The organism is Porcincola intestinalis (assembly GCF_009696445.1).
GTDB classification, from domain to species: domain Bacteria; phylum Bacillota; class Clostridia; order Lachnospirales; family Lachnospiraceae; genus Porcincola; species Porcincola intestinalis.
The window spans coordinates 271,795-288,358 of sequence record NZ_VULZ01000002.1 but is presented as its reverse complement, the minus strand read 5'-3'; the positions used below and the strand labels follow the sequence as shown (position 1 = coordinate 288,358).

The 16,564-nt window shown below is 53.6% G+C and carries 13 protein-coding genes; all 13 read left to right on the top strand.

Annotated elements, in window-relative coordinates:
• The first annotated feature begins 410 nt into the window (after positions 1-410).
• The 13 genes from FYJ35_RS03515 (at position 411) to FYJ35_RS03455 (ending at position 16,502) form a co-directional block, all read left to right on the top strand.
• Positions 411-3,122: a Cna B-type domain-containing protein gene (locus FYJ35_RS03515; protein WP_205839690.1), complete on the top strand. Its 2,712-nt coding sequence runs from the start codon at positions 411-413 to the stop codon at positions 3,120-3,122.
• A gap of 331 nt (positions 3,123-3,453) precedes the next feature.
• On the top strand, positions 3,454-4,137 hold the full coding sequence (locus FYJ35_RS03510; RefSeq protein WP_154523189.1) for a sensor histidine kinase: 684 nt from the start codon (positions 3,454-3,456) through the stop codon (positions 4,135-4,137).
• On the top strand, positions 4,134-4,940 hold the full coding sequence (locus FYJ35_RS03505) for a response regulator (protein WP_154523186.1): 807 nt from the start codon (positions 4,134-4,136) through the stop codon (positions 4,938-4,940). The genes FYJ35_RS03510 and FYJ35_RS03505 overlap by 4 nt, the downstream gene beginning before the upstream one ends.
• A gap of 556 nt (positions 4,941-5,496) precedes the next feature.
• Positions 5,497-6,639, top strand: a complete 1,143-nt coding sequence (locus FYJ35_RS03500) for a sugar ABC transporter substrate-binding protein (protein WP_408634755.1) — start codon at positions 5,497-5,499, stop codon at positions 6,637-6,639.
• Positions 6,640-6,860: 221 nt separating this feature from the next.
• Positions 6,861-7,829: an ABC transporter permease gene (locus FYJ35_RS03495; RefSeq protein ID WP_235906330.1), complete on the top strand. Its 969-nt coding sequence runs from the start codon at positions 6,861-6,863 to the stop codon at positions 7,827-7,829.
• An 18-nt stretch (positions 7,830-7,847) separates the two neighbouring features.
• Entirely contained in the window at positions 7,848-9,347 is a 1,500-nt protein-coding gene (locus FYJ35_RS03490) for a sugar ABC transporter ATP-binding protein (protein WP_154523180.1), read from the top strand.
• 11 nt (positions 9,348-9,358) lie between these two features.
• Positions 9,359-10,333, top strand: coding sequence for an ABC transporter permease (locus FYJ35_RS03485; protein WP_154523177.1), 975 nt, complete (start codon positions 9,359-9,361; stop codon positions 10,331-10,333).
• A gap of 12 nt (positions 10,334-10,345) precedes the next feature.
• Positions 10,346-11,776 carry an L-arabinose isomerase gene (gene araA, locus FYJ35_RS03480; protein ID WP_154523174.1) on the top strand — a complete coding sequence of 477 codons (1,431 nt, stop codon included), beginning with the start codon at positions 10,346-10,348 and terminating at the stop codon, positions 11,774-11,776.
• Positions 11,777-12,043: 267 nt separating this feature from the next.
• Positions 12,044-13,183 (top strand): GntR family transcriptional regulator, encoded by a 1,140-nt coding sequence (locus FYJ35_RS03475; protein ID WP_154523171.1) that lies wholly within the window; start codon positions 12,044-12,046, stop codon positions 13,181-13,183.
• A 76-nt stretch (positions 13,184-13,259) separates the two neighbouring features.
• Positions 13,260-14,183: a hypothetical protein gene (locus FYJ35_RS03470; protein WP_154523168.1), complete on the top strand. Its 924-nt coding sequence runs from the start codon at positions 13,260-13,262 to the stop codon at positions 14,181-14,183.
• Positions 14,184-14,378: 195 nt separating this feature from the next.
• A complete protein-coding gene (locus tag FYJ35_RS03465; RefSeq protein WP_154523165.1) occupies positions 14,379-14,798 on the top strand; it encodes a GntR family transcriptional regulator in 420 nt (139 codons plus the stop codon).
• Positions 14,799-14,910: 112 nt separating this feature from the next.
• Positions 14,911-15,642 carry an ABC transporter ATP-binding protein gene (locus FYJ35_RS03460; protein WP_331469116.1) on the top strand — a complete coding sequence of 244 codons (732 nt, stop codon included), beginning with the start codon at positions 14,911-14,913 and terminating at the stop codon, positions 15,640-15,642.
• Positions 15,643-15,656: 14 nt separating this feature from the next.
• Positions 15,657-16,502, top strand: a complete 846-nt coding sequence (locus FYJ35_RS03455) for a hypothetical protein (protein WP_154523162.1) — start codon at positions 15,657-15,659, stop codon at positions 16,500-16,502.
• Positions 16,503-16,564: the final 62 nt, after the last annotated feature.

Genomic DNA, 16,564 nt, shown 5'->3' with positions numbered 1-16,564 from the left:
AAATTATTTGTAGCAGTTTTCTTTATTTATGCCTGCATTAGATAATATTAGCACATTATTTAACATGATATGAAAACTTATATCAGATAATTTACGAATAAATATTAGCAGATATTTGATGCTGGACTGCTTCTGACTCGAAGCCCAGCCGGGTGGGATGGGACTTTTATCTGTGATCGTGAAAGTGCGAAAACCGGGGACTTTATCGGTCAAAAAACCAGGGGATACAGACAGAAGAGGAGGGGTGGAAGAAGATTGGGCGAAAAAGTTTCGCGAAAGTGTCCCGGAATGGGATAAAAACAGAGAATCCGTTTGAGGGGCGTTTGTGGCCTGAGAGTAAACTGAATGGAAAGGAAGCAGGCTCCACCGTCTGGGATGAAGGGAGCGGGTTTTGTATGGAGGGATGCACGATGACACAGAGGAAAAGGTTGCAGAAAGCGTTTTCGTTGCTTTTTGTTTTGTGCCTTGTCTTTTCGCTGGCTGGCGGGATGTCCGCATCAGCGGAAATGACGCTGCATACAGGTGCTTCAAAGGAGGCAGTATCGGAAGAAACGAACGAAAACAGCGAAAAGGAAACGGAGAAAGCGAACGCGGGACAGGCCATCACACCTGTACAGACGGAAGGGAAGACAAAAACGCCAGGGGAGACTGCAAAGGAGAAGGACGGAAGGTCAACGGAAGCGCAGGGGGAGACTGCGCAGCCGGAAACTGCCGGCTGCACGACAGAGGCGCAGGGGGAGACCGCGCAGGAAGCGGGCGGCTGTACGACAGAAGCGCAGGGGGAGACTGCGCAGCCGGAAACTGCCGGCGAATCGGAGCCGCATGACCAGACAACGGAAGGAGATTCCGGAACAGATGCCTGGAATCAGGCGCCAATCACCGAGGCGTCTGCAGGCAGAAGAGGACCGCAGGTGCAGAATTCTGCCATTACCAGCCTGGAAGCGCTTTTGAAGGATGGAAGCGGACCAGTAGGAGATGTCGACCAGTGGCAGGTATTTCGGCTGAATGCGGAGTTCAAGCTTCCTGATCTTACGGTTCATGAAGGCGACACAACCGTGATCACGCTGCCGGAGAAGCTGAAGTTCAATCAGACAACGGAGTTTGACATCAAGGATGGAAGCAGTAATGTTGTTGCGCATGCAGTGATTGATGGAAGAGCAAAAAACATCACCCTGACTTATACGGATTATGCGGAGAACCATTCGGATGTATCTGGAAGTTTCTTCTTCTATGTGCAGATGGACAGAGACAAGGTGAGCGGTGAGGAAACAATTCCTCTTAACTTCGATGTCAGCGGGAAGACGGTTTATGGGGGCGATATCCATTTTAAAGGGATCGGCGAACCACAAAAGAGCACCATTAATAAAAGCGGCTGGCAGTTATCTGATTTATCGAGCGAAGATCACACGACGCTGCAGTATCAGCTCCTTGTAAACACAGCCGGGCAGGCTATTCAGAATGTAACCATCACCGACCAGATCAAAGGCAATGGGATTACGTTTGACACGTCATCCGTCGTCATCTATAAGGGGACATGGGTGGCAGAGCACGGTGACTGGCAGCTGAAAAACGAGCAAACTGTCACTGGAAACTATGCCATCAGCTGGGGTTCTGACGGATCATCCATGACGATAAACCTCGGAAACATAGCTGCTCCAGATGGATTTGTCATACGGTATAAAGCTCAATCAAATTACGGCCTTAGCGATGGAGAGGTCGTCGAGAATGATGCCGCCCTGAAGGGAGGCCAGATTCAGCCGTATCAGACACATTTTAATCTGACCTATCTGGAGGCCGGCGGGTCTGCGGAAGGATATAAGTACGGAATTACGATTCATAAAGAGAATGAGAACGGTTTGCCGCTGGCGGGGGCAAAGTTTCGTGTGGTACGGGTAGCAAACAACTCGGAGGTTGGAACCATCACCACAGACGCGACGGGAACAGGAAGCGTAAGCGGGCTGCTGAAGGACACCTACCAGATCATTGAAGTTGAGGCGCCGGCAGGGTACGTCCTGTCGGAGAGTCCGGTGGAGGTGAAGCCGGAAGATTTCGGAACGGATAAGATCGCCGTAAAAAACAGCATCAATCAGCCGGTGAAGACGCAGGTGAAGGTTTCTAAGGTGTGGGAAGACCAGGATAACCAGGATGGGATCCGTCCGGAAAGCGTCACTGTGAAGCTGCTGGCGGATGGGCAGGAGACCGGCAGGACAGCGGAGCTGAGGGCTGATCATGGATGGACCGCGGAATTCACGGATCTGAATCAGTACCAGGATGGCCGGGAAATTCAGTATCGTGTGGAGGAAGTGCCGGTCAACGGATACACGACAGAGGTGACAGGGGATGCCGAACATGGTATCATCATCACCAATACGCACGAGACGGAGACGGTTGAGGTGAGCGGTGGCAAGACGTGGGACGACAATCGCAACCAGGACGGGAAGAGGCCTGAGAAGATCACGGTCCGGCTGCTGGCGGACGGTGAAGAGAAGGACGCCAGAATTGTGAGCGAGGCGGACGGCTGGCGCTGGAACTTCGGAAGCCTGCCGAAGTACAAGGACGGAGTGGAAATCAAGTATACGATAAAGGAGGATGCAGTCGACGGGTATACAGCTGCGTATGATGGTTATAATGTGACGAACGCTCATACGCCGGAAAAAATGAGCCTGTCTGTGAGAAAAGTGTGGGCAGATCAGGACGATCAGGCGGGAAACCGTCCTCAGAGTGTGACCATCCATCTGCTGGCAGATGGAAAAGATACGGGAAACGAGCTTGTGCTCAGCGGAGAGGGCGGCTGGACAGGAAGCTTTGATCATCTGAACTGTTATCAAGACGGAAATGAGATCGTCTATACAATTGCGGAAGATCCGGTAGACGGATATACGACAGCAATTGAAGGAGACGCAAAGGCGGGATTTACCGTCACCAATACCGGGACAGATACACCTGATCAGCCGAAGGAACAGAAAAAGAACCGGACACCGAATGGATCGAATACATCGAAGACCGGTTCTCCCGGAACCGGAGACAACAGCATGCTGGCCGGTTATTTGTGGCTTTTGCTGTTGTCGGCGGGGGCGATTGCGGTTCTTCTGCTGAGGGGCAGGAAGGAAAGGAAGCGATGATACGGGATATCTGGTAGTCGATCTGACAAAGGATCGGATTCTTGAGAAATCGCCATTCGATTTCTTCAAATCGGACCGCTCCCCGGGGAGCGGTCCGGCTGAAGCAGACTTCAGCAGATACAGTGATCTGAGACGGTGGTTCTACAGACATCAGACGGCTGTCAATTCAAATACATATGCACAGACCAGCGATGGCAGTTATCTGCTGAAATCCTTTCTGCGTGGTGAAAAGTGAGTATCCGTAACTTCTTCTGTGTACAATGGAAAAGGCGGTGAGCTGACCTGCAGGGAGGATTTTTATCTGTATAGGGAACCCTTGACGGGGGATATTATGGCATTTTGTGTGATCGATGATCTGACGGATCAGAAACGGCAGGAGGAAAGGCTTCAGGAGATGGAGGCGGAATGGAAGGAAAACCAGATGAGAGCCTGCTTCAGTCTTGCGATGCCGCATTTCCTTTGCAATGCGCTCGGTTCCATACAGGAGATTTTGCTGGAACATCCCCGGTATGCTTCCAGCCTGATAGGAGATCTGATCGTCCATTTGAGAGGCTGCATCCAGGCCGTCAGAAATGGGAGTCTCATCTCCTTCCACCAGGAGCTTGATCAGATCAAGGCCTATGTCAATATCGAGAAGATGCGCTTTGGCGGGAAGCTGAAGGTTTGCTACGACATAGAGACGGATGGGTTTTCTGTCCCGCCGCTCAGCATCCAGCCTCTTGTGGAGAATGCCATCTGTCATGGAATCTTCGGAAGAGGGACGGCAGGCGGAATGGTCACCATCCGCACCCGGGAAAAACAGGGCTTCTGGATGACGGAAATTGCAGATGACGGAATCGGGTTTCATATGGACACTGGCAAAGGTCAGGCTGGTCGGCCATGCCCTTGTTCCACGACGCAGGAAAGCGTAATGTTCCGGATTGAAAAGGCTGTACATGGAACCGTTCAGATCGAAAGTACGGTCGGGATCGGGACGCGTGTGACGGTGCTGATTCCGAAGGAGAAGAATGTATGAGAACGATCGTTGTCGATGATGAACGGATCATGCTGAGGCAATTCGGACGATTGAGCAGAGACATCGCAGACCTCAATCTTGTGGGATCGTTTGAATGTGCCTCGGATGCGGTTCGGTATGCGATGGAGTATCCGGTGGAACTGGCGTTCATTGATATCGTCATGCCGGTCCTGAATGGCGTGGAGCTGGCGCGCGAGCTTCGGAAGATAAGGCCGGAGATGGTGATTGTTTTTGTGACGGCATATGATTCATTCATCCGTGATTTCAATCAGATCGGCGGGGATTACTATATCCTGAAACCGTTCACGAGAGAGACGCTTGAGATGACCATGTCAAAAATCCGTTATCTGTCCCGCAGGCTGCGAAAGGAAGTTTACATCCAGACCTTCGGGAGATTTGTCGTGCTGAAGAATGGGAAACCGCTCCCGCTTCGCGGAAAGACGAAGGAAATCCTTGCGCTGATTGTCATAAAGAGGGGAAGGGAAATCAGCAACGAGGAAATATACAACACGGTCTGGGAAGAAAGGGCTGGCGGCGGGGACAGGATGAATGTCTACTATAACGCCCTGCACAGGCTTCGGCGTGTTCTGAAAAATGCCGGCTACGGGAATATGCTGATCGCAACGCAGAGAGGGCAGATGGTTGATGTGGACTGTTTTACCTGTGACTACTACGAATGGCTTGATGGGAATGCGGACATGAGCGAAAAATTCACAGGAGAGTTTCTGTCAGAATACTCCTGGAGTGAAGCCTATCTTGCTGACATACTCCGACATGAGGATGATCTGGAGCATGCTCTGTGATCGTCGGACGTCTTGGCAGGGAAACCAGGCAGGCTGAGAAAGGTACCATACAACTTTAATTGTTTTGAAAAGTTAACGTTAGATATGTCCTAAAATAACTCTATTTAATTGGTAAAACTGCTCATTTAACCGAAAATAATTGGGCAGTTTTACCAATTTTTATATCTGTAGACTAGACAACTGCGACAAAGATATGCTTACCTATTGACGTCATTATTCAGTATGACTATACTGAATTTAGTGATGTAAGATGAAAAACGACGAAATTAGTTGAAAAATCTGGGAATAACCTGATGGAATCAACAAACAGAGTTTCGCTTTTCATCTGTTGCAAACAATCCTGCATGGATGACGGCCATGATGTATATGTACAACTTGAACGCCACGGCTCCGGAACGCAGCGGTTAAGGGACAGATGGCCGACAGACGGAAAATAGGTTAAGATCTGGCTCCCGAATCCCGCAGGATAAAAAGCAGGCAATACCCATTTGAAGGAGGGATCATCATGAAACGCAGACTTGTCAGCGCAGTGCTCAGCGCTGCTATGATCGGATCAATGATGGCAGGGGCAACCGTTGCTCAGGCAGATACCATCGACAACAAGGACATCACGATCGGTGTCTCCATCTGGAGCTCCACGGACGTGCTTGGTTCTCAGTGTAAGAAGATTCTGGATGAGGCCGCAAAGGCGCTTGGCGTCAATGTCCAGTATGTCGACCAGGGACATGTATCCGAGAAGGTTACGGCTTCCGTCGAGCAGCTGTGCGCAGCAGGCTGCCAGGGCATCATCATCTGCAACTCCGCGGATTCCGAGATGCAGTCCGCAATCGCGACCTGCAATGCGAACCAGGTTTATCTGGCACAGTTCTTCCGCGTCATCAGCGAGGAGAACAGCAAGGATATCTATGATCTGGCTAAGGCTTCCGATTACTATGTCGGCGCTGTTCATGAGAACGAGCCGGAGAACGGCGAGAAGCTGGTCAACATCCTGCTTGACAAGGGCTGCAGGGACATCGGACTGATCGGCTGGGAGCAGGGCGATGCGACATGGCTTGGCAGATGGGAAGGCTACAAGGCCGGCGTTGACAAGTGGAACAAGGATCATCCGGATGATCAGGCAGCGCTTTCCGAACCGCAGTACGCAGGAACCACTTCCGAGGGCGGCGCAAAGGCTGCCAACGCACTGATGAGTGCGGATCCGAAGCTGGATGCGCTGATTCCGGCAGGCGGCGGCGGAGAGCCTCTGCAGGGTGCAATCTCGGCGGTTGAGGCAGCCGGCAAGACCAAGGATATCTCCATCGTTTCCACAGACTTCCTTCCGGATCTCGGAGAGAGACTTGAGAACGGCTCCATGGCGGGTGAGTCCGGCGGACATTACTGCGATCCGCTATTCGCATTCCTGATGGTTTACAACGCCATCAAGGGCAACTACACAGACTTCGCGGGAACCTTCAACGAGATCAACTTCCCGTACCTGTATGTCTCTTCTGCAGACGATTACAAGGCATATGAGAAGTATTTCGTTGATCAGCTTCCGTACACCGATCAGGAGATCGTGGATCTCTCCAACGAGAGTCTCGAGGATCTGACCAAGTCGGCTGAGGCACTGTCCATCGAAGACGCAGCAGCACGTGCAGGTGGAGCAGCGGCTTCTACCGAGGCTGAGGTGGCAACAGAGTCCGCAACAGAGGCAGGCTGAGAACGCTCTCCGGACGGCTGTGAAGGCTGAGTCAGCCGCACTTGAGCTGAGCGCAGCACAGGCCGAAAGGCCAGGCTGCCTGCGCAACAAAACTGAAAGCAAAGCGGATAGTTCATGACCGCTTTCCAACAGAAATGACCGGGCCGGTATCATTCGGTGATACCGGCCTCTCTTTCAGGATGACTTGTCAAGTACAACTTGTCGGAAAATGAGGTATTGGTATGGGTTCAACTGAACGTGTTAAGAAAGGCGGGAAGCTCTCGGGCAGGACGATGGGATTTCTCATCCTGGTCCTTCTGGTCGTCGCCTCCTGGGCGGTTTTCAAGGTCATCACGCCCGGCAACTTCGGTTCGCCGAAGAATCTGCTCAGCTACTTTGAATCATCGCTGATGATTTCAGCTGGCGCTGCCGGGTTCTATTTTGTCATGGTCATGGGGATGTTCGATTTCTCCATCGGCGCCAACATCATGCTGTCCGCCATCGTGGGAACGACGCTGGCATCCCGTTTCAATATGGGATATTTCGGGCTGATCGTCGGCTGCATCCTGACGGGGGCGATTGTCGGGCTCCTGAACGGATTCTTCTATGTAAAGCTTCACATTCCGTCGATGATTGTCACGACCGGGCTTGCGCTAATCTACGAGTCTATTGCCAGCTACATCGCAGGCGGTCAGTCAGCGACGCTTCCGTCCAATCTCAGAAAACTCGGGGCAATGCCGGGCGACCTGATTCTGGCAGTCATCGCATTCCTGGTGGCGTACCTTCTTCTGAACTATACGAAGATCGGAACCTATACGTACGCTATCGGGTCCAATGAGTTTGTCGCAAAGAATATGGGCATCAATGTCAATCTCTACAAGGTCATCGCGTTCGTCATATCCGGGGCGTTCTTCGGAATCGAGGCGATTCTGACGATCAGCTACGGGTCCTCGATGGTCGCAGAGACGGGCATGGCGTCCATGAGCCGCAATTTCTATCCGACGATGGGCTGCTTCCTCGGCCTTGCGCTGAAGAAATACGGGATCCCGATCCCGGCGATCATTATCGGTGAGTTCTTCCTGCAGATCATCTACTACGGCTTTGTGGCACTCGGTGCACCGACGGCCGTCAACGATGTCATCTCAGGTCTGGCACTGCTGATTATCGTCACGCTGACAACTAAGGTCGGCAAGGGCGAGATTGTCAAGTGATCGGAGGAGGAGAAGGACATGAGTGAAGTCAGATTACAGATCCAGCACCTTTCGAAGACCTTCGGAATCACGAAAGCGGTGCAGGATGTTTCATTTACAATCAACAAGGGTGAAATTCACGCACTGATCGGTGAAAATGGTTCCGGCAAGTCGACCCTTACCAATATGCTGACGGGTATCTATTCCATCGACAGCGGGCATTTCATCCTGGACGGGAAGGAGATCCACCCGAAGAATCAGGTCGCGGCCAACGACGAGGGGGTCTCGATCATCGTGCAGGAGCTCGGAACGCTTTCCGGCCTGACGGTCGCCGAGAATATCTTCCTCGGACATGAGAATCGGTTCGTGCACATGGGCATCAAGAACACGAACGCGATGAACCGGGAGGCGCAGAAGCTGCTGGATGATTACGGGTTCGGGCGCATTAAGGCCAGTGACATGGTGGACGATTATAATTTCGAGGACCGCAAGCTGGTTGAGATTGTCAAGGCGACATACTTCAAGCCGAAGATCGTGGTTGTCGACGAGACGACGACAGCACTGTCTCAGGAAGGTCGTGAGGAGCTGTACAAGGTGATGAAGCGCATCCGCAGTGAGGGCGGGACAATCATCTTCATATCCCATGATCTCGAGGAAGTGCTCCGGCTGTCCGATACCATCACGATTCTGCGCGACGGTGTGTACATCGACACGGTGAGCGCAAGCCAGGTTTCCGAGGAGGATCTCAAGCGCCTGATGGTCGGCCGTGAGGTGACCGGAAACTACTACCGTGCGGATTATGGCGAGCCGGTCAGCAAGGAGGTCGTGCTCTCCGTCAAGGATGTGACCGTTCCGGGGCAGATCGAACATGTCTCGTTCGAACTGCACAAGGGTGAGATCCTCGGATTCGGCGGTTTGTCAGAGTCGGGCATGCACGAAGTCGGAAAGGCATGCTTCGGAGCTTCATTTGACAGGACAGGCTCTGTGACGCTCGCGGATGGAACGCCGATCAACAGCATTCCGACAGCAATTTCCCACAGCATCGCCTATACCTCAAAGGACCGCGACAACGAATCGGTGGTCATGAACCAGAGCATCGGCGATAACATCTGTCTGCCGTCGCTTGATTCCCTGAAGTCATTTGGCTGTTTCCTGAGCGGCAAAAGGATGAAGGAGTTCGCGAACAAGTACGCGAAGGAGATGTCCGTCAAGATGGTCAACACAGACCAGTTTGTCTCGGACCTGTCGGGCGGGAACAAGCAGAAGGTTGTCCTGGCCAGGTGGATCGGAAAGAATTCGGATATTCTGGTGCTCGACAGTCCGACGAGAGGCATCGACATCAAGGTCAAGCAGGATATCTACCAGCTGATGGATCAGATGAGAAAGGAAGGCAAGTCGATCATCATGATCTCCGAGGAGTTGATGGAGCTGATCGGCATGTGTGACCGGATCCTGATCACGAAGGACGGAAAGATCAGCGGCGAACTGGAGCGCAATCGGGACCTCGATGAGAACAGACTGATTGAGAAGATGGTGTAAGGAGGAGAGACATGGCTGAAAAAAGCATAGCAAAAACAGCTTCCCATGAGGAGGAGCTGAAGAAGGTATCCAGAGCGATGCTGATGCGCCAGCTGCTCCCGGCTGTGGGGCTTGTCGCGGTTTTCATCGTCTTCAATATTCTGACGAAGGGCAGGATGGTCTCCAAGTTTAGCCTGGTTATGTCCCAGGTTTATGTGACCATGATTGCCTCCACCGGCGTCTTCTTCATCATGACGATGGGCGGGCTGGACTTCTCCCAGGGCTCGATCCTGGGCATGGCGTCCATCGTGGTCTGCATGGTCTCAAAGGTCAGCATTCCGCTGTCAATCCTTGCGGGAATCGGAACCGGTGCGGCGATCGGGGCGATGAACGGATTCTTCTATGTCAACCGGAAGATCAAGTCCTTTATCGTCACAATTTGCACGATGTTCCTCTTCCGCGGTATCATCAAGTACATGACCTCGAATTCTCCGGTCATGGGGGACATCAAGCTGACGATGCTCGGCATGAACGAAACGCTGAAAATGGTCTGCACGCTGGTTGTCATCGTGCTCGGTCTTCTGGCCTTCCGCTTCACGAAGTTCGGCATTCACCTTAAGGCAATCGGAGCCGGTGAGAAGGCGGCGAAGTATGCCGGCATCCGGACAGACCGGATGAAGTTCCTGGTCTACGTGCTGGCAGGCGCCATCACAGGATTTGCGGCATTCATCAACGCAATCAAGGTTGGTTCGGTCACCGCCTCGGGCGGCAACCAGCTCGAGACTCAGATTCTGATCGCGCTGGTCCTCGGCGGGATGCCGATCTCCGGCGGCGCAAAGTCCAGCTTCCTGAATGTCATCATCGGCTCGCTGCTCTACACCGTCCTGATTTCGGGTCTGAACATGATGGGGCTGACCACGCAGGCAATGCAGCTGGTTCAGGGCGTTGTGTTCCTGATCTTTGTCACCGTCTTTGCGGACAGACAGTCGCTTCAGGTTATCAAGTAAAGGAGATTTTATATGGAAAAGTTATATTTTATCCCGGGAAGCCAGGATCTTTATGGAAGAGAGTGCCTTCAGTCCGTCAGGGAAGACTGTCAGAAGATGACAGATTTTCTGAATCAGAAGCTGGGGGACGTGATCCGAATCGAGCTTCTGCCGACCGTTGAGACGTCGGAGATCTGCGTCGAGGACATGAAAAAGGTTATGGTCGACGACGATTGCGTCGGCGTTATCACCTGGATGCATACATTTTCCCCGGCAAAAATGTGGATCAAGGGACTTCAGCTTCTTCAGAAGCCGCTCCTGCACCTTCACACGCAGGCCAATGAGAAGCTGCCGTATGATTCCATTGACATGGACTTCATGAACCTGAACCAGGCGGCGCACGGCGACCGTGAGTACGGCTTCATCCTGGCAAAGCTTGGAATCCGCCATGAGGTGGTTGCAGGCTACTATCAGCATGAAGCGGTTTTGGAGAAGATTCGCCGCTTCGCACAGGTCGCGAAGGCGATCGGGCTCTCTCACAGAACGCGTGTGGCGACATTCGGCAACAACATGCGCGATGTCGCGGTCACAGACGGCAACCGGCTCGAATGTGAGATCAAGTATGGCTGGGAGGTCAAGTACTGGGGAATCGGCGAGATCGCGGATCTGGCCGGACAGGTGACAGATGACGAGATCGACGCGAAGATGGCGGACTATGAGAGCCGCTACACGATGGCGACCGACAACGTAGAGGCAGTCCGCACGCAGGCGCGTTATCAGATCGCATTCGAGAAGTTCATCGCCGCAAATAGTGTGACGGCCTTCACTGACAACTTCCAGGATCTGCACGGTCTCAGCCAGCTGCCTGGGCTTGCGGCACAGGATCTGATGGCGAAGGGCATCGGGTTCGGACCGGAGGGCGACTACAAGATCAGCGCCTTCTCCTCCGTTCTCATGAAGATGGCAGAGGGAAGAAGGGGAGCGACCGGCTTCATTGAGGATTATACCTACGATCTGACACCGGGACACGAGCTGGAGCTGGCCTCCCACATGCTGGAGGTGCCGGCATCCTTCGCGGCGACAAAACCGGAGATCCAGGTTCACCCGCTCGGAATCGGCGGCAAGGATGACCCGGCGCGCCTGGTCTTTGACGGCGTGACAGGAGACGGTATCCAGTGCACGCTGATTGACCTGGGTGATCATTTCCGGATCATCTGTGCGGACATCGAGCTGGTGAAGCAGCCGCAGCCGATGCCGAAGCTGCCGGTGGCCCGGATCATGTACCGCCACAAGCCGAACTTCGAGATTGGAACCGCAGCATGGTGCTACGCAGGCGGCGCGCACCACTCTGTGGTCTCGACAGCACTGAAGCGGGAGGACATCGCGCTGTTCGCGAAGCTGACCGGGACGGAGCTTGTGACAATCGGCGACGATACGACAGAGGCGGATCTGGCGAAGATGTAAACAACAGGAAACAGCAGGGCGGCATGCAGTGGCTTTGGGCGCGGCATGCCGCCCTGCAGCAGAGCGCCGGGACAGCAGACATACAGGCGCCGGATAGCGTGATATGGCGCCTGGACGGCAGGCTTGTCAGCGGCGAACGGCATGACACACGCCGGGCTGGCAGGCTTGCCAGCTGTGGATGATGGTAAGAGAACCGCAGCAGTGCAGGTGTGAGCAGGAGGAATACCCGGCGTCAGGCAGAGTAAAGCAACAGGACGGGGTAGGCAGATGGCCGGACAGGAAGCGAAATATCAGAAAATCATCAACTGGGTCAGGCAGGAAATCGCGGACGGGTCACTGAGAAGCGGGGACAAGCTTCCGAGCGAGAAGGAGCTGAGCGAGCGTTTCGGTCTCAGCAGGCAGACTGTCCGGCATGCGACCGGCGAGCTGGAGGCACAGCACATCGTCTCCAGGGTGCAGGGAAGCGGGACATACATCGGCGGCGTCCGCCAGCTGGTCTATGAGCCGAGGTACATGAGCGTTGCTGTTCTGAGCACGTTCTATGAAAGCTACATCTTTCCGCCGACTCTCAAGGGAATCGAGCGCGTCCTTTCAAAGAATGGATTCTCGATGCAGGTTTCATTTACGGACAACCGGGTCACGCGGGAACGCGAAATGCTCCGGCAGATTCTTGAGAAGGGAAACATTGACGGTCTGATTGTGGAACCGGCCAAGAGTGCGCTGCCGAACCCGAACATGGATTTATATAGGGAAGTTCAGGAGCGGAGTATCCCCATCATCTTTTTCAACGCCAGTTATCCGCAGATTGAGGCGCCCTGCGTGCGGATTGACGACCAGGCGGTTGCCCGGAGGGCGACACAGCTTCTGCTCGATGCGGGGCACCGGAAGATTGGAGCAATCTTCAAGTCGGACGACCGGCAGGGAGCGCTCCGGTATGCGGGGTATCTGGATGCCATGATGATCGGAGGCGGGGAAGTCCATCAGCGTCATGTTGTCTGGGTTGATACTCCGATGACCACGAACCTTGGGGCGCTTGAGGATTACCTGTTCCAACGGATCGAAGGCTGCTCAGCGGTGATGTGCTACAATGATGAGGTTGCCTATCAGGTGGTCAACCTTGCACTGAAGCGCGGACTGCGTGTGCCGCAGGAACTGTCCATTGTCGGAATTGATGATTCCTACCTGGCAGGGATGGGAAAAGTACAGCTGACGTCCTTTCCGCACCCGAAGGAAATGCTCGGCAGGAAGGTCGCCGAGAATCTGATGGAACTGTTCCGGAAGCCGGATTTTGACGGCAACTATCTGTTCGAGAGTGAGCCGGTGTACCGGGAGTCTGTGTGGGATCTGAATGCACAGATGATCTACAAAGGCGCGGCAGATGAGACACCGCAGCGGGAAGACAGCTGAATCGTATCCGTTCGTTCTGATTTTGTGAAGTCGTGTTATACTGACACTATAGGGGCTTTCAAAGGAGGAACGAGTTATGTTTCAGAAAGAAAAGGATGTGCTGCGATATATCCGGAGGCTTCGCTATCGCGTACGGCTGAATAAAAAAACGTTCAAGCTGCTTATGGTGCTCAGGACACTGGTGATCTTGACGCTGGTGCTGAACGTGCTTCAGCGAAACTATGAGGCAGCCGCACTCTGTATCTTGTCGCTGATCCTGTTTCTGATGCCGTCCTTCTTCGAAAAACAGCTGAAGATTGAGATTCCTCCGCTGTTTGAGGGGATCATCTACTGTTTCATATTTGCGGCGGAAATTCTGGGAGAGGTGAACCATTTCTACACCCTGATTCCGGGATGGGACACAATCCTGCACACGCTGAACGGCTTTCTGTGCGCGGCGATCGGATTCGCGATGGTCGACTTACTGAACCGGCACAGCAGCAGGCTGAATCTTTCTCCGCTCTATCTGGCGGTTGTCGCCTTCTGCTTCTCGATGACGATCGGCGTTCTGTGGGAATTTTTTGAGTTTTTCTGTGATCAGTTTTTCTTCCTGGACATGCAGAAAGATTTTATTGTGAAGACGATCGGTTCGGTGACACTTGATCCGACGCACAGTCAGAAGCCCTTTGTGATCCGGAACATTGCCCGGACGGTGATCGAGACGGCGGACGGAAAGAGCTATGTGGTAAACGGCGGATATCTTGACATCGGAATCATCGATACGATGAAGGACCTGCTGGTAAATTTTGTCGGAGCTGTCGTCTTCAGCGTGCTGGGCTATATCTATGTCAAAACCCGTGACGAGAACAGTCTTGCCGGAAAGCTGATGATCCACAGGCTGACGGCGATGGAGGTCGAGGAGGTCGATGCCTTCGTTGATCAGCAGGAGGCAGAGCGGAAGGAACAGCTTGAAAAAGCCCGGATCATCCGGAAGAAGCCCCGAAACCAAAAGAAGTCCTGAGGACAGACAATAAGTTTCATAAATCATCCCTGGAAACACGAAAAAGGTGTTGACAGGGATGATTTTGAATGCTATTGTACTAATCAGTTAATACAACAACACAACAACACAAATACACATCCGCAGGATGGTGGTGAGCAGGGATAACCCGGAGCAGACACATCAGAATGCACCTGATTGTGGAGCATAAGGGAGATGCCGGGACACGCAGGGCAGAGACGGCGGATGTGGGAGAGGGGGCGCTTCGATGTGGCATGGAGCTTTGAGAACGGGATTCCGATCTATCAGCAGATTATCACGGAGCTGAAGATGCAGATTGCTGCGGGCACCTATCAGCCGGATGACAGGCTTCCGCCTGTACGGGAGCTGGCGATGGACGCGGGCGTCAACCCGAACACCATGCAGCGGGCACTTGCCCAGATGGAACAGGAGGGAGTGCTCTACACAAACCGGACAGCCGGGCGGCATGTTGCCTCAGACCCGGAAAAGATCCGGTCTCTTCGGAGGCAGATTGCGGAGGATGAAATAGCACGGATGTTTGGGAAGCTGCAGGGAATCGGTATGTCGAAGGAGGAAATCACCGCGGCGGTCGATGCCTGGAGCCGGGAAGCCTGACCTGCCGGTGCCGGAGATCCGATCGGTGCATGTGCCACAAGGCACAGCAGGCAGATGGTTTTTCGCAGAAAAAAGGATAGCGGATACGTTCGGAAGGACGCGAGGAGGAGTCATGGAAGAGTTGAAGAAAGAGATGGATACGATACAGCAGCCTGCCTTTGAGTGCAGGAAGCTGACGATGCGGTATGGAAAGACGTTGGCGCTCGATGCGGTGGATCTGACTTTGATGCCGGGACGGATCGTCGGACTTCTGGGGCCGAATGGCTCCGGCAAGACGACGATGATCAAGCTGGCCAACGGCCTGCTTCAGCCAACCTCCGGGGAGATTCTGATTGCGGGAAGCGCGCCGGGACCGGAGTCAAAGTCGTTTGTCGCCTATCTGCCGGACAGGGATTTCCTGCCGCCCTACATGAATGTGACGCAGCTTCTGGAATTTTATAGCGATTTCTTTGCGGATTTCGACCGCGAGAGGGCGGAGAAGCTGCTTGATAGTCTCGGGTTTGAACCGAAGCAGAAGCTCAAGGCGATGTCAAAGGGAACCAAGGAAAAGATTCAGCTGGTGCTTACGATGTCGAGGCGGGCAAAGATCTACCTGCTTGATGAACCGATCGCCGGCGTCGATCCGGCAGCGAGGGATTTCATCATCCGGACAATCATCGGCAATTATGCAGAGGACGCGCTGGTCGTCATTTCCACACATCTGATTGCGGACATCGAGACGGTGCTGGATGAGGTGGTTTTTTTGAAGAAAGGGCACATTGTCCTGCACAAGCAGAGCGATGAGGTGATTGCCGAGAACGGCAAGGATATCGACCATGTATTCCGGGAAGTGTTTGCCTGCTGAGGAGGAGGAGAAGAATGTTCAGGAAGCTGTTGAAATACGATATGAAGGAAGTCGGGATGGTGATGCTGCCGCTGTACGCGGCGATGCTGGTTCTGGCAGCCGCGGCCGGCCTGTCCATGCGGTTCTCGATTATGAAAGGAACACGGGATTTCGTGGCCTCGACAGTGCCGGGCGTCGTGACCCTGATCCTGATGCTGGTTTACGGGGCATTGATTCTGGGGATGGCGGTTATGACGCTGGTCATGACAACCCGGAACTTCAGGGACAACCTGCTTGGAAGCCGCGGTTATCTGATGAATACGCTGCCGGTCACCACACAGTCCCAGGTGCTCAGCAAGTCACTGAACGGGCTCATCTGGATTGCGCTGGGCGGTGCCGCATCAGCTGTGTCCGGAACCATAGCGCTTCTGTTCATCATGAGGAAGCAGGACTGGGCAGAATTTTTCCAAACGATGAATGAGATGTTCGGAGACCGCATGTCGCCTTGGATGATGCTTCTTCAGCTCGTGATTCTGTTTGTGCTGGGGGCCCTGCAGATTGTCACAAAGATCTTTGTTTCCATCAGCGTCGGCAACCTCTGGCGTTCAAAGCGGGGGCTTGGAGCGGTTCTGATGTTTGTCGGGCTGACGGTTCTGCAGACCTTGATTGGCAACAGGCTGACACATCTGACACCGGACGCGTCGATCAGCTACTCTCTGATGGGCAACGGAATCTCGATGGTTTTTGGGCTGAACGGCGGGGAAGCCGGACTGTTCACCGCAAGGCAGATGGGGTTTGCAGCCGGGCAGGACATCGTCTACATCGTCCTGTTCCTGATCGGAACCATCTGGGTGCTCCGGAATAAGATGGATCTTCAGTGAATTTTCAGTGAATTTTTAGACCATTTACAGAAAATAAGAAAGTGATAATGAAAATCACACAT